Origin of the sequence: Streptomyces olivochromogenes, from assembly GCF_001514115.1 — a bacterium.
In the GTDB taxonomy this organism is placed as follows: Bacteria; Actinomycetota; Actinomycetes; order Streptomycetales; family Streptomycetaceae; genus Streptomyces; species Streptomyces olivochromogenes.
Genome location: NZ_KQ948467.1, coordinates 59,842 through 73,407 on the forward strand (window position 1 = coordinate 59,842; position 13,566 = coordinate 73,407).

Annotated in this window: 4 protein-coding genes; 2 read left to right on the top strand and 2 right to left on the bottom strand. The window is 72.3% G+C overall.

Annotated features, from left to right (window positions below):
- Positions 1 to 173 precede the first annotated feature (173 nt).
- Together AQJ27_RS35880 and AQJ27_RS35885 are read left to right on the top strand one after the other, a co-directional pair.
- Positions 174 to 5,993 carry a hypothetical protein gene (locus AQJ27_RS35880; RefSeq protein ID WP_159064463.1) on the top strand — a complete coding sequence of 1,940 codons (5,820 nt, stop codon included), beginning with the start codon at positions 174 to 176 and terminating at the stop codon, positions 5,991 to 5,993.
- Positions 5,983 to 10,722, top strand: a complete 4,740-nt coding sequence (locus tag AQJ27_RS35885; RefSeq protein WP_096240387.1) for an NB-ARC domain-containing protein — start codon at positions 5,983 to 5,985, stop codon at positions 10,720 to 10,722. The genes AQJ27_RS35880 and AQJ27_RS35885 overlap by 11 nt, the downstream gene beginning before the upstream one ends.
- A 28-nt stretch (positions 10,723 to 10,750) precedes the next feature.
- Here AQJ27_RS35885 and AQJ27_RS35890 read toward each other — a convergent pair whose 3' ends face one another.
- Together AQJ27_RS35890 and AQJ27_RS35895 are read right to left on the bottom strand one after the other, a co-directional pair.
- Positions 10,751 to 12,697 carry a protein kinase domain-containing protein gene (locus AQJ27_RS35890; protein ID WP_067378073.1) on the bottom strand — a complete coding sequence of 649 codons (1,947 nt, stop codon included), beginning with the start codon at positions 12,695 to 12,697 and terminating at the stop codon, positions 10,751 to 10,753.
- Positions 12,698 to 13,107: 410 nt separating this feature from the next.
- Positions 13,108 to 13,542, bottom strand: coding sequence for a tetratricopeptide repeat protein (locus AQJ27_RS35895; RefSeq protein WP_067378075.1), 435 nt, complete (start codon positions 13,540 to 13,542; stop codon positions 13,108 to 13,110).
- Between the last annotated feature and the right edge of the window lie 24 nt (positions 13,543 to 13,566).

Genomic DNA, 13,566 nt, shown 5'->3' on the forward strand with positions numbered 1-13,566 from the left:
CCCCCCTGACAGTCAGAAGATCCGTAATGTCCGATGCGGCCGGACTCCGGGGACATGCCCAGGAGCCGTCCGGCGTAAGCCTTCGGGCAACCGGTAGCAGGGATCGCCCCGGCGCCGCGGGAGAGATCCCGACGACCCCGCAGGCGAGCGCGGCTTGCAATACAGTCGGCCGGATGGGGGATGAAGCGACGCTCCGCCTCACGGCGGTGCTCGGAACCGAGGCGGCCGAGGTGCTGCGCGCCGCGGCGAGCTCCCGGAACCGGGAGGTCGATCTGGCCGAACCCCGCTGGACGGCAGCGGGTTACACCGGGGCGCGGCTCGCCGCGGTGGTGGAGCGTTCGCGGCCGCCGGCACCGCAGCGGCCGCGCAAATACGTCGTCAAGGTCTGCCCCGCGGACGGCCGACGTCGCGAAGGCGCACGCCATCACGCCGCCTTGGAGATGTCTCCGGCCGACTTCGCCGCCCGCCACCTGGTCTCCATGGAAGGCGACCCGATCGGACTGCCGGGCGGGGGCGAGCTGTTGCTGCAGAACATCGCCGGCGCGAGCCTGGCCCGCTGCCGTCCGATGTCGGAGTTCGCCCCGGCCGACCGGGCCCTGACGGCCGCTGCGGTCGCACGGGCGCTGACGCGGGACTGGACCGAGGAGACCGCCTGGCACCTGGACGAGCTGACGGTGTCCGGCTTCCTGCGGGACGGACTCGACGCGACCTCCGCCGCGGCGGGAACCGACCTGGCGGACGCTCTCGGTGTCGATGCCACGCTGCTCGACCCCGGCGCCTGCTGGATCGAGACGGCCGAGGACGGCCCGCACAGACCTCTGGTCAATCCGCTGGCCCTCCTCGACGGCTCGGTGGTCGGCCGTGACGACCGTGTGCAGTTCATCGCCGGGCTGACCCACCGGGACCTGCACGAGGACAACGTGCTCGTGCCGCGTGTCGACGGGAGAGTGGAGCACGAGTCCTTCCGGCTCGTCGACCTGTCGACGTTCGACGAGGCCGCCCCGCTCAGCGCCGACCTCGCCATGCTGACGGTCTCCTCCGTCGTCCGCCTGCTGTCCGCCCGGACGCCCGCGCAGAACGAGGCACTGCTGCACTACCTCGTCGACCGCACCGCGACAGCGGCCGGGGCCCCGCCCTCCGACGCGACCGCACTCGTCGACGCCGTGCGCTACGCGGCCAGGCCCGCCTTCCTCCAGGCCGAGTTCGAGGAGAACTGGTCCGAGCAACTCCTGCTCTCCTTGGTCGCCACCGCCCTCCTCCACCTGTCCTTCGAGAACGTCGACGCCGAGGCCCGCTGGTGGCTGCTGCGCCTCGCCGCCCACGCCGGCACCGCGTTCCTGGAATCCCGGGGTGTACGCGCACCCGAGGTCCGGCGGCTGATCGACCGCGTGGCCGTCACGGCGGCACCTCGCACGAGGACCAGTGCGAGCCGCCCACCGGAGGGGGCCGCCGAACCGCTGCGTGTCGAGGACGGGTTCAACCGATCCCTGCTGGTCGTCGTATCTGGCGACGACCAGGACGAGGAATCCGGAGCGGTGCGGGAAACGGTCACGACGGCGGTCCGCTCGTTCCGCGCGATCGGATACGAGAGCGCGGGCGACGTCGTCGTGCCCCTCACCGGCCCGCAGATCCCGAGGGACCTGATCGCGCAACGGCTGGCGCGGACCGGACCGCAGGACGCCGTCACGGTCTACGTCACCGGCGTGGTCGAACGTCTTGAGGCGACGGCGGGCAGGCCGCGCCAGCTGGTCCTGCACACTCCGCGCTCCCGGCCCGGGCACGAACGCGGCACCCTGCCGCTGACCTCGCTGCTGGAAGGCCTGCGGGAACGGCCCCCGGGCGAAGGGGCCGGATCCCTGCTGCTCGTGCTCGACGTGCGCGGCGCCGACCCGGACGACGTGACGCGTGAGGCCACCGCGATGATGTCGGACCTCGGCGCGGGCGAGGGCAGCTCCGGAGGCCTGCACCTGGTGGTCGCGGTCCGCTCGGCGGGCGAGCCCGGCGCGGGATTCGCCACCGCGTGGGCGCACGCCCTGACCGTCGGCGACGACACGCCGCGCGACCAGCCCTACCTGGCGTTGGACGAGTTCGCCGACCGGCTGCGCGCGGCCGCCCCGCCCGGGTACGCGATCCGGGTCGCCTCGCCGAGCCCGGCCGGTCCGAACCGCTGCCTGCCCAACCTCCGGCACCATCTCGCAGGCGTCGACCCCGGCGAGATGTCGTCCTGGTGGGAGCCCACGGCGCGGGCCTCGACGGGAGTCGGCGAGTCGGCCTGGTTCTTCAGCGGACGCCGCAAGTTGAACAAGCGGGTGACCGAGTGGCTCGCCGACCCGGCCGAACCGGTGCTCGTCCTCACCGGAGCCCCGGGGTCGGGCAAGAGCACCGTCATGGCGCGCACGGTGGTGGCGACCGTACCGGACCTGCGGGAACGGCTGCGTGGGCATCCCGGCGCCTTCCGGCACGCGGAGACCGCGCCGGAGGACTTCCGTTTCGCCCTCACCATGCGTCTGACGAAACTCACCGTGGAGGAGGTGAAGGCCCGCCTGGAGCAGGTGACCGAGAGCTCCGGTACGGGCGCGCTGCCGCCGGTCATCGCCCTCGACGGCCTGGACGAGGCGTACGACCCGCACCGGATCGTCGCCGAACTGCTGCGTCCCCTGGTCCAACAGGCCCGGTCCGGCGGCCCCCGTCTGCTGATCGCCACCAGGAGCCGGCCGGTCGGGCACGACCCCACGGACGTACTGGCACCCCGTGGAGACCTGATCGGGCCCCTCGTCGGGGACGGTGGCACGGTCGTGGACGTGGGCGAAGCACCGTGGCTGGAGACCGGTGACATCGCCGAGTACTGCGAGCGGCTGCTCTCGGTCGAGGTCAACGACCGAGGAAACCCCAACATCTACGCCGCAGGCCCGCGGGCGCGCCGTGTGCTCGCCCGCTCCATCGAGACCCAGGCCCGCCACTCCTTCCTGCTGGCCGCGCATGTCGCCCGCCGGCACACGCTGGACAGCGCACCGGCCGATGCGCAGAGCCCGGCGTGGCGTCGGCAGTTCCCGCAGCGCATCGGGGACGCGATGCGTCAGGAGATCGAGGCCTTCTACGGGGTGGAGGAGGCCGACCGACAACTGGCGCTGCTGCGCCCGCTCGCGTTCGCCGAAGGCATCGGACTCACCCGCGAAACGGCCGGTGCGACAGACCTGTGGGCGCTGCTGGCCACCCGACTGGATCCGGACGGGCGCACGTTCGCCGACGCGGACGTGACCGCGCTGTTGGAGCAGCGCGTGGCGACCCACCTGGTCATGGAGGTCGACGCAGGCGGCCCCAGCGCCTACCGCTTCCACCACGAGGCGCTCGCCGAGTCGTTCCTGACCGGACGCGGCGACCGCACGGCGGCCCACCGGGCCATCACCGGGGCGCTGCTCGACACGCTGGTCGCGGACGGCATGCGCGAGTGGCAGCGCGCGTCGGCCTATCTGCGGCGTGCGCTGCCCGAACACGCGCGCCAGGGCGGCGAGCTCACGTCCCTGGCCGACGACCCGGGGCTGCTGACGCACTGCGACCCGGACCGGCTGCACGAGGCACTGGTCTCCTCGGGAACACAACGACTGGTCTCCCTGAGCCGACTGCTGCGCCCCTACCTGCACCGGCTGCGGACAGCCTCCCCGTCGGGACGGGGCTTTCTGCTGTCGGTCGCCGCGACCGTGATGAACCGGCACGGACTCTCCGACGCGCTCGCCGCGGCGGCCGGCATGCCGGTGTCCGTCACCCATGTCCGGGTCCGTCACGAGGCGCTGCGGCAGTCGGTGGCCGAGGGCGCGCCGGTGTCGGCCCTGGCGTGTGCGGACAGCCGCGACGGCGACCCGTTGCTCTTCATCGCGGGCGGCCGCTTCCTCGACGTGCGCGACCCGGACTCGGGCGCGCTCGTCGAGACGATACTGACCGGGGCCGCCGAGGTGTGGGCCATGACCGCCTACCTCGACGACGACGGCTTCCCCGTCGTCGCGACGGCCGGCCGGGACGGCGGCGTCCGGGTCTGGGACGCGACGACGCGCGCGCTGCGGGCCGAACACCCGGTGGACTTCCGCCGCGGCCTCGTCCACGGCGTCGGTGGCAACGGCGAGGCGTTCCTCGCCGGATGGACGGACGAACACGTCGGCATCTGGCGCCCGGGCCGGACCGACGAGGTGCTCGTGCTGCCCGTGGAGTGGGAGCCGGGACGTCAACCCATCACCACGGCGACCGTGGTGCGGGACCGCGACGGCACCGACGTGCTGGCGGTGGCCGCCGGTGGCAGGGTCACCGTCTGGGAGCCCGACACCGGTCGCCTGCGCCACACGATCGACCTCGACGCGGCCTTCAACATCCAGCTCGCGGCACTGCAACCGGACCGCGCCGACGGCGTGTTGCTGATCACGACGGGCCTGCACTCGAAGGAGGCCCTGTTGTGGCGGTCGTCGACCGGCACGCGCCCATGGCCCTTCCCGGAGGTCCCGGTCTGCACCGCGAGCTGGGAGGGCGAGGACGGATCCGGCATCGCGCTCGGGTACGTCAGCGGCGCGGTCGACCTGTGGAACGGCGACGAGCACACCCCGCCGCGCCGCTTGCAGGACGCGGGCATGTCCGTCCACGCCGTGCACATCGGCCCCGCCGGTGTGCCGCGGCCGGCGATCGTGGCCGTGGACACCGTCGGCCGTATCCGGGTGTGGGAATGGGGCCCGGGCCGGGACTCGACCACACTGGTCGGCTCGACCGCCCACGCCCTCGCCATGGGCGCACTGCGCCAAGGCGGACGCTATGTGGCGGTCGGGCACAACAGCGGCGCGGACCTGTGGCGGCTCGACGAGGTCAGCCAGGACCCGGAGGCGTACGACCTGCACGACGCCGACGCCCATCTGATCGCGGTCGACGGGGTGTCGCCCGACTTCGCCACGCTCGGCGACGACGGCCGCATCCACCTCTGGTCGGCCCGCAGCGGCCGCTCCGTGGGCGCGTTGCCCATTCCCACGGGCCACCCCTTCGCGGTCGTCGGGTGGAGCGGGCCCGACGGCGGCCGGATCGCCGTGACCTCGGCCACGCTGCTGCAGGTCTTCGCTCTCGAACCCGGCACGGGAGTGCTGCTGGAACGCGAGTTGACGGCACCCGGCCGGCTCGCGGTGCTCGAACGTCCCGGGCGGGTACTGCTGGCCGTGGCCGACCGCCGGCAGGTCCGCGTGATGGATCCGGCCAGCGGCGACATGCATGACCTGGACGTGCCCGCGGCGACACCCTCGGGTCGGCCGTTGTCGGAGGCCGCCCGCAACGTGATCAGCCTCGCGTGGGTGTCCACGCCCGGCTCCGACCCGGTCCTGGTCGCGGGCACCCAGGGCGGCCTGCTGGTCCGCTGGTCATGGAGCGACGACGGGCCCGCCCGGGCACTGCCGCCCCTCGCCGAGAAGTTGGGCATGGTCACGGTCGTCATGCCCGTGCCCGGCGGCGACGGCATGCGGGTACTGGCGGGCGACACCCACGGTGGTCTGGTGGTGTACGACGCCTTCGACGGCTCGCTCGTGCACGATCTGACGAGGGACGACGCACGCGTCATCGGAGCCACCGTCGTGGCGGCGTCGCCTCCGGTCGTGGTCACCGGCCACAGCGCCGACGACGCCTGCGGGCTGAAGGTCTGGAACCCGGAGACCGGCGGCCAGTCGGGCGCCGTGGTCCACCGGTCGCGTGCACACGACGCCTTTGTCGGTCCGCCCAGGGCCGGCCGGACGGCCGACGGTCGGCCGTTCGTCGTCTACGCCGTCGAGGACGGCGTGGAGCTGCTCCGGCTGGACCGATCGAGCCACGACACCGCACCGGTACGGCTGCTGCTGCCCTTCACCGTCAACGACGTCACCGTCCAGGGCGACATGGTGTACCTCGCGGGCGGGGGAGGCTATCTGATGTTCACCGTGTCCTGTCCGGCGGCCGAGGCCGACCTGCCGGTGCCTTCGCGGGGTGACGATGAGTCCTGAACCGGCCCCGGGGCCAGCGCGCACTTCGGCGCAGGACGCCCAGAGCGGAGTGGAGGAGCTCAGCGAGTACCTGGGCGACGAGCGCTCGGCGCGGGCACTGGCCGAGTGGGCCGAGAACGTGCCGGCGACCGTGCGGCCCTTGCGCCCCAAGTGGGCCCCGTCCGGCAAGGGGTACACCGGAGCGGTGCTGGCAGCCGTGACGATCACACCGGGTCCGGGAATCGTCGTGATCAAGCTGTGTCCCGCCGATCAGCGCGCGGAACACGCCGCCCACACGCGGGCGCGACGTGCCTCCGAACTCCGGGGCGACTTCGCCCGGCAACACCTCACCCAGCAGCTCTACCCGCCGCACCCGGTGGGCGACGGACGGCTGCTGACGTTCCAGAGCCCCGCCGGTGACGACCTGCGTAACGTCGTCACGATGGCGCAGCTGAACGACGAGGACCTGCGGTCGACCTTTCGCACCGTGGTCACCGGCCTCGTCGCCCACTGGAACCAGGGACTCGAGTCCAAGGACACCGAACTCGTGAGCGTCTCCGAGTTCCTGCGGCGAGAACTCGACACGTCGGTCGCCGAGGGCGGTTCGACCCGGGCCTACGGCGCCGGGATCGAGAACCTGCGCCCCGGCACGGCGTGGATCCAGATCGGCGACATCGTCCTGCCGAACCCGCTGACCATGACCGTCGCCGATGCCGAACTGCCCGACCCGCGGATCCCGGTCGTGCACGGGCTGGCCCACGGCGACCTGCATCTGCACAACGCCCTGGTACCCGCGCGCAGGGGCACGTTGCGTCCTGACGCCTTTCGGCTCATCGACCTGTCCACCTTCGCCGAAGACGCCCCGCTCACCCGGGACGTGGCGACACTGATGCTGTCGGTCCTGGCCGAGAAAGCGCCGACCGGCCTGATCGACGAGCACGAGCTCGCCCTGCTGCGCCACGTGGTCGATCCGAGGGACGCGTATGTGGCGCGCATCGTGCCCGAACTGGCGCTTCTCGTCGATGACTTGCACTCCGCCTGTACCGACGTGGCATCGGGCGGCTGGCAGGCTCTGTGGTGGGACCAACTGCTGCTGTCCGTCCTGGCGACGGCGTTGCGCTTCACGACCTACGAGGACCTGGGCGAGGCCCGCAGGTGGAGGTTCTTCCGTCTGGCGGCCCATGCGGGCGGCGAGTTGCTGTCGCGGCACGGGGTGATCCCGCCCTCGTCCGCGCCCGCGGTCTCGCCCCCGTCGCAGGCAGGTACGGCAGGGCGCGCGTCCACGACCACCCCGGCCACGACCGTCGCCGTACGAGAGCCCGACGCCCACGCCGCCGTACCATCGGCGAACGCCGCCGCACCACCGGTGAACCGGCCCCCCGTCCCGCACATGGCCCCCGCCGTGCCGACCGACTTCGTCGACCGGCCCGCGGAAGGCACCGACCTGCTCCGTTCCCTCCTGGCGGCCGCCGCGGCGGGGGAGCGGGTACCGACGGAAGGACACCGTGCCGTCGGCCTGACCTCCTCCGTCACCGGTGTCCACGGCACCGGAGGCTTCGGGAAGACCACGCTCGCCGCCTGGGTCTGTCACCACCCGGAGGTGCGAGCCGCCTTCCCGGACGGTGTGCTGTGGGCGCAGCTCGGCCAGGACCCGCCGCGCCAGCGGATCATCGCCTGGGCGCGCGACCTCATCACGCTCCTCACGGGCACCGAACCCCCGGTCTACGCCACGGTGGAGGCGGCCGGCGAACACCTGGGCGCGGCGCTGGAGGGCCGCCGCGTACTGCTCGTGGTCGATGACGTGTGGCGGCGGGAGGACGTGGAACCCTTCCTCCGGGGCGGCAGCGGCTGCGTCCGGCTGGTGACCACCCGCAGACCCGGGGTGCTGGACGCGTCGGCGCCGCTGATCCGCATCGACCGCATGTCCTCCGCGCAGTCCCTGAACCTGCTGGCAGCGGGAGTCGAGGGAGCGGACAACACCACGCTGCTCCCGCTGTTCGAGCGCTCCGGCAACTGGCCACTGGCGTTGAGACTGCTGAACGGCGTACTGCGCAGCATGGTTCACCGCAGCGGGATGGCCCTGCCGGACGTCGTGTCCGAGATGGCCGAGGAGTTGGACCGGTACGGTCTGGCCGGCCCCCTCGACGCCTATCCGGCCCCCGGCACCCGCACGGTGGAAGCCACGGTCGACCTCAGCCTCCACGAACTGGCCCGGATCCCGCGCACCGGCCGCGGTTCACTCGGGCGGCTGGCGGCCATGGCCTGCTTCCCGGAGGACCAGCACATCCCCTACCGCTGGCTCGCCAGGCTCTGGGGAGTGAGCAGACTAACCGCGCGCCTCGAGTGCGAGCGGCTGAATGAGCACTCCCTGCTGGTCCAGCACGACGGAGAGGGCGTACGGCTGCACGACGTCATCCGTGACGTCCTGCGCCGCCGCGACCCAGAAGCAGTCCGGCAGGCACATCAGACCTTGCTGGAGGGGCAGGCCGCGCTGTGCGGCGGGGCGGGCTGGCACGCCCTGGCCGCACCTGGCGCCGATCCCGCGTTCCTGGACAACGTCACCTACCACCTCGCGGGAGCCCTCGCCTCCACCGACCTCCACCACACCACCACCGACTTCCGGTTTCTCGTCGAACGGGTCTGGCGCAGCGGTCCGGCCGCCCTGGAGGCGGAAGCGGCGCGCTACCACTCGATGTTCCCGGTCCTGGGAATGGACCGCTTCGCCATGGAACTCGGCGCGCTGGTCCACGGAGAGGCTCATCTCCTGGCAGGTCACGTGCGGCGCCTCGATCTCGCAGTCACCCTGCACAGCCGTTGTCTGGCATGGAAGGAGGTCGGGCGACGACTGCATCACACGCGCGAGGTCCTGCGCGGCGGGCTCGTCGCTACGGAACCCTTCCCCGACGATCCGGACGGGCGGCTGTGGCGGGTACTGACCGGTCACACGGGACCCGTGCACGCACTGTGCTGGCGGGCGGACGGCCGGGTGCTGGTCAGCGGCAGCGGAGACGGCACGCTGAGGATCCGCCGCGTCGACGACGAACGAGCGGACGCGGTGGTGGACGTGGCCGGCGAAGGCGACGGCTCCGTGGTCAGCCTGTCCTGGAGCCCCGACGTCTCCACCCTGGCCGTGGGTACGGACCGTGGCGAGGTGGTCCTGGTGGATCCCTCCGAGCACCGGATCACACGGCGGCTCGCCCTCTCCGAAGAGGACCAGCAGCGCGTGATGGTCGCCTTCACTCCCGACTCCCGGGCCGTCACCGTAGTCCTCGGTAACGAGGTACGGATGTGGCACGAGCCCTACGACGAGGCCGGCCTGGGACCGCCGCTCCCCGGCCCGCGTGACACCTCTTGTACGGCTGTGCGGTGGCACGAGCGCGGAGGGCTCGCCGTCGGTCTCGCCGACGGCCGGGTCCACCTCTGGGAGCGGGCGGCGACAGAGGCCGAGCCCACCGCGGTCGACACGGGCGGACCGTCGGTACAGGCGCTGGACTGGCATCCCGACGGCGACCTGTTGGCCGTGATCGGCCACTCGGCGACCGTGACCGTCATCGACCGCCGCAGCGCCACGGTCGTGGCCCGGATCTCCGGACAGGCGCGTCCCGGGGCGGCGTGGTTCCAGTCGCTGTGCTGGACGTCGTCGGGGGACGCGCTGCTCGCGGGCGACAACGACGGGACTGTCTTCGTCTGGAAGTTCACCCGGCAGCCCGACGGACCGTTCCTGGAACTCGAGGACACCTTCTCCGCCCGAGGCGTCCAGGTGCGGGCGATCGCGCCTCAACCGAACGAAGACCGGATCGCCGTGGGCAGCCGTCAACCGGCGGTACGGCTCTGGATCCTCGACCGGCACTCCGCCCCGGACGCCGGACTGGCCGAGCGGGTGAACACCGTGCTCTGGTCACCCACCGGCGCGCTGGCCGCGGGGAACGCCGGAGGCCAACTGATGGTGACCGACAGGGGGATCGGAGAACTCCCCGCATGGCCGCGGTACGCCGTGCGGGCCCATGACGGCGACCTCAGGGCCATGGCCTGGGAGCCGGACGGAGGCCGGCTGCTCAGCGTCGGTGACGACGGCAGGGTCCTGCTGTGGGACGCCGGCCGGCGCGAGGTGATCCGTACCCTCGCGAGGAAGCTGACCTACGCGGCGGCGGTCGCCTGGAGCCCTGACGGACGATGGGCCGCGGCCGCCGACACCGACGTGGTGCTGTGGGAGACCGAGACCTGGGAACGAGTTCACACCACCCCGCTGGGGGCCAGTGTCAACGCGCTGTCGTTCGCCCCCGACGGCTCTCGGCTGATCGCGGCCACCTCGTCGATGGAGGTGCGTGTCATCCACCTGGACCCCGTAGGACGTCCCACGGGGAGGATCGACCTCTGGCCGGGACACAGGAGTTCGGTGAGCGCGGTGTGCTGGTCGCACGACGGACGGCATCTTGCCACCGCCGGTTACGACGGGCATGTGCTCCTGTGGGATCCCACCACGGGACGGCCACGCCATGTCCTGGAGGGCGACGGATCCGCGATGTGGTCCGTGGCCGTGTCATGGGACGGAATGAATCTCGTGGCCGTCACCATGGACGGAACGGCGCATCTGTGGGACATCGGGACGGCGGCCGAGGTGTGCCGACTCAGGGTGGACGGCCATCTGTCCTCCTGTTCCTTCCACCCGTACGAGCATCGCGTCGTCCTCGGAGGCTCGGCGGGCCTGTACGCGTGCGAGGTCTCCTCCGACGTGGTGGACGACCGCTGAAGGGCGGGCCACCCCTCCTGACGGTGTATCAGGACCAGCTCCACACCTGGTTGGTACTGCCCGCGCATCCGAAGCCCTGGACCGTCTGACCGTCCTTCCCGGAAGAGGTGGCCTCCGCGTCCAGACAAAAGCCGTCCGGGACGCTGACCAGCGTCCGGCCGCCGGACGGACCGGAGTCGCCGAGGCGCCACCGCTGGGCGCTCAGCCCGTCGCAGTTCCTGGCGCGGATCTTCTGGCCGTTCTGGCCGACGGTGCCGAGGTCGGCGTCCAGGCAGCGGTGGTTGCCCTGATTGACGACGATGTACTGGGAGCTCTGACCGGGCACGCGATGCAGAGCCCACTTCTGGACAGCGGTGCCGTTGCACGTCCACACCTGGACGTTCGGGCCGTCCCCGCCCGTGGCCCCGGTGCGGGCGGCGAGACACCTGGCGACCGAGGCGCCGGCGACGCTCTCGGTCACGGTCAGCGAACCGGCCCGCACCGGCCCGCGCGCCATGCCGTACAGCAGCTTCTTGGTCGCCGTGCCGGCCTTCCCGTTCACGGCGATCCCGGCCTCGGCCTGGAAGGCCTTGAGCGCGGTGACCGTCGCCTCCCCGAACTGCCCGTCGACCGTGACGTGCAGTCCGTAGCCCGCGAGCAGCAGTTGCAGGGCCTTGACGCAGTCGCCGTGGGCTCCCGAGACGATCTCGGCGGTGCAGGCGGCGGACCGAAGGTCCAGGGTCGTGGGATTGCGCGTCTCGGCCGGACTCGACGGCTTGCCCGCCGCCCGGTCCGTCGTCGGCGGTGCGGAGGTGGGCGCGCTCTTGGAGACACCGGGCGTCGGGGTCGGGTTTCCGGACACGGCAGGGGATGTCTCCGGCCGGGGAGCCGCCGACGTCCGGCTGTCGCCTTGTCCCAGCAGCGTCACGGTGACGCCCGCGGCGACCAGGACGGCCGCTGTCGCGGCCCCCGCTATCAACCGTTTGCGCTTCCTGGACGCGGCAGGGGCGGCTGTCGCGCCGGGTGCGGCGGATTCGGCGGGCGGGGCGGAGGGCGCGGCGGCGGGAAGCGCCTCGGACCGCTCGCCGTGGAGGGGCGCACGCTTGGAGGGACGTTTGCGGGCGACTTGTGAGGGGCCGCCGGTCGGCGCCGACAACTGGTGCCCGATGGCGGTCCTGAACACCGTCTCCGGTAACGGCCGTTGCTCGGGATCCTTGTCCAGGCAGGTGCGGATGAACGCGGCCAGTTCCGCATCGACGTCCGCCACCTTGTCGAGGACTTCTTCCCGCGGCGATTCGAAGGCCACCCGGTGCAGGACGTCGACCCCCGTGCCCTCGCCGAACGGCGCCTGCCCCGCGACGGCGTAGGTGAGGGTGGAGGCCAGCGAGAAGACGTCGGAGGCGGCGGTCACCACCAGACCCCTGGTCTGTTCCGGGGACATGTAGGCGGGGGTCCCCACGTTCTGGCCCGTGGCGGTGAGGGAGGTGCCGTCACCGGCCTGGACGACACCGAAGTCGATGACGCGGGCACCGTCGGCCCCCAGGATCACATTGGACGGCTTGAGGTCGCGGTGAACGAGCCCCGCACGCCACATGGCCTCGATCGCACGCCCCACGTCCGCCAGCAGCCGCCAGGCCGCCGCCGCGTCGATCGGGCCGCGCTCGGTGACGACGTCCGAGAGAGTGGGCCCCGGTATGTACTCGGTGGCGACCCAGACCAGGTCCTCATCGCAGCCGCTGCCCATCAGCCGCACGATGTGCGCCCCCTTGACGCGGTCCAGCGCGCCGACCTCCCGCTCGAAACGCTTCCGGAACAGCGGGTCTTCCGCGTATTCGGGCCGGATCACCTTGACCGCGGCCAGACCCGCCCCGCCGGTGGTGTCCCGGCCGAGATAGACCCGGCCCATGCCACCGCTGCCGAGCACCGTCTCCAACCGGTACGGGCCCGCCTGCCTCGGATCGCTCTTCCGCAGCGCGATCGAGGGCGGCGGTTCCATACCGATCGCTGCGTAGGCCAATATTTCGGACCGGCTGCGGTGCTGCACTGGCATGGGGTTCCTGGTCTCTCGCGTGACGCGTGTGAGCGCGAGATTAACGCAGCACGCTTGTGCGACAGGTGAGTTGGCCGGATTCCGCCCGGCGCCTGAGGCCGTCCACGGGGCGTCGTCGCTGTCGCGGCGGGCGTCTTCCTGGCCGTGGGCGGCACCGCCTGGGCCGCGTCGAACCCGCCCTCGTCGCGAGCCGCCGCCCGGCCAGGTCGGCGCCGAGATCATATGTGGACGGGTCGGCGGCGACCGCCTTGCGTTGGTTGATTTCACCCGACGCAAGGCGGGCCGGCCGCCTCGAACGGCACGCGTCGCCGCGGGCAGGAGGTGAGACGTACATCAGTCAGCGAGACGTACTTCGGTCAGGCGGTGTCGGCCGGGAGTTCGCCCGTGAAGGCGGCGGCCATGCGGAGCCAGGGGGCGGCCTCGTCGTGGCGTGCCTGGCGTTCCAGAGTGCGCCCGAGCATCAGGTGGGCGTAGTGCTCGACCGGGTCGCGGTCGATGATCGCGCGCAACTGCTCCTCGGCGCGCCGCAGTTGCGCGGAGTGGTAGTACGCGCGGGCCAGCAGCAGTCGGGGGCCGGTCTGCTCGGGGACTTCCTCGACGACGGCGGCGAGCAGCTTGGCGGCCCCGGCGTAGTCCTTGGCCTCGAAGCGCGCCTGGGCCCGCTCCCACCGCTCGACAGTGGTCTCCTCGTGGGGGACACCGACACCATGGTCGAAGAGGTGCCGGGCAGTTGCCCAGCGGTCGGCCGCGACGTCGCCGTTCGGCTGGTAGTCGTTGAGGTTGTCGATCACGACGTTTCCCTTCCTGGAGTCGTG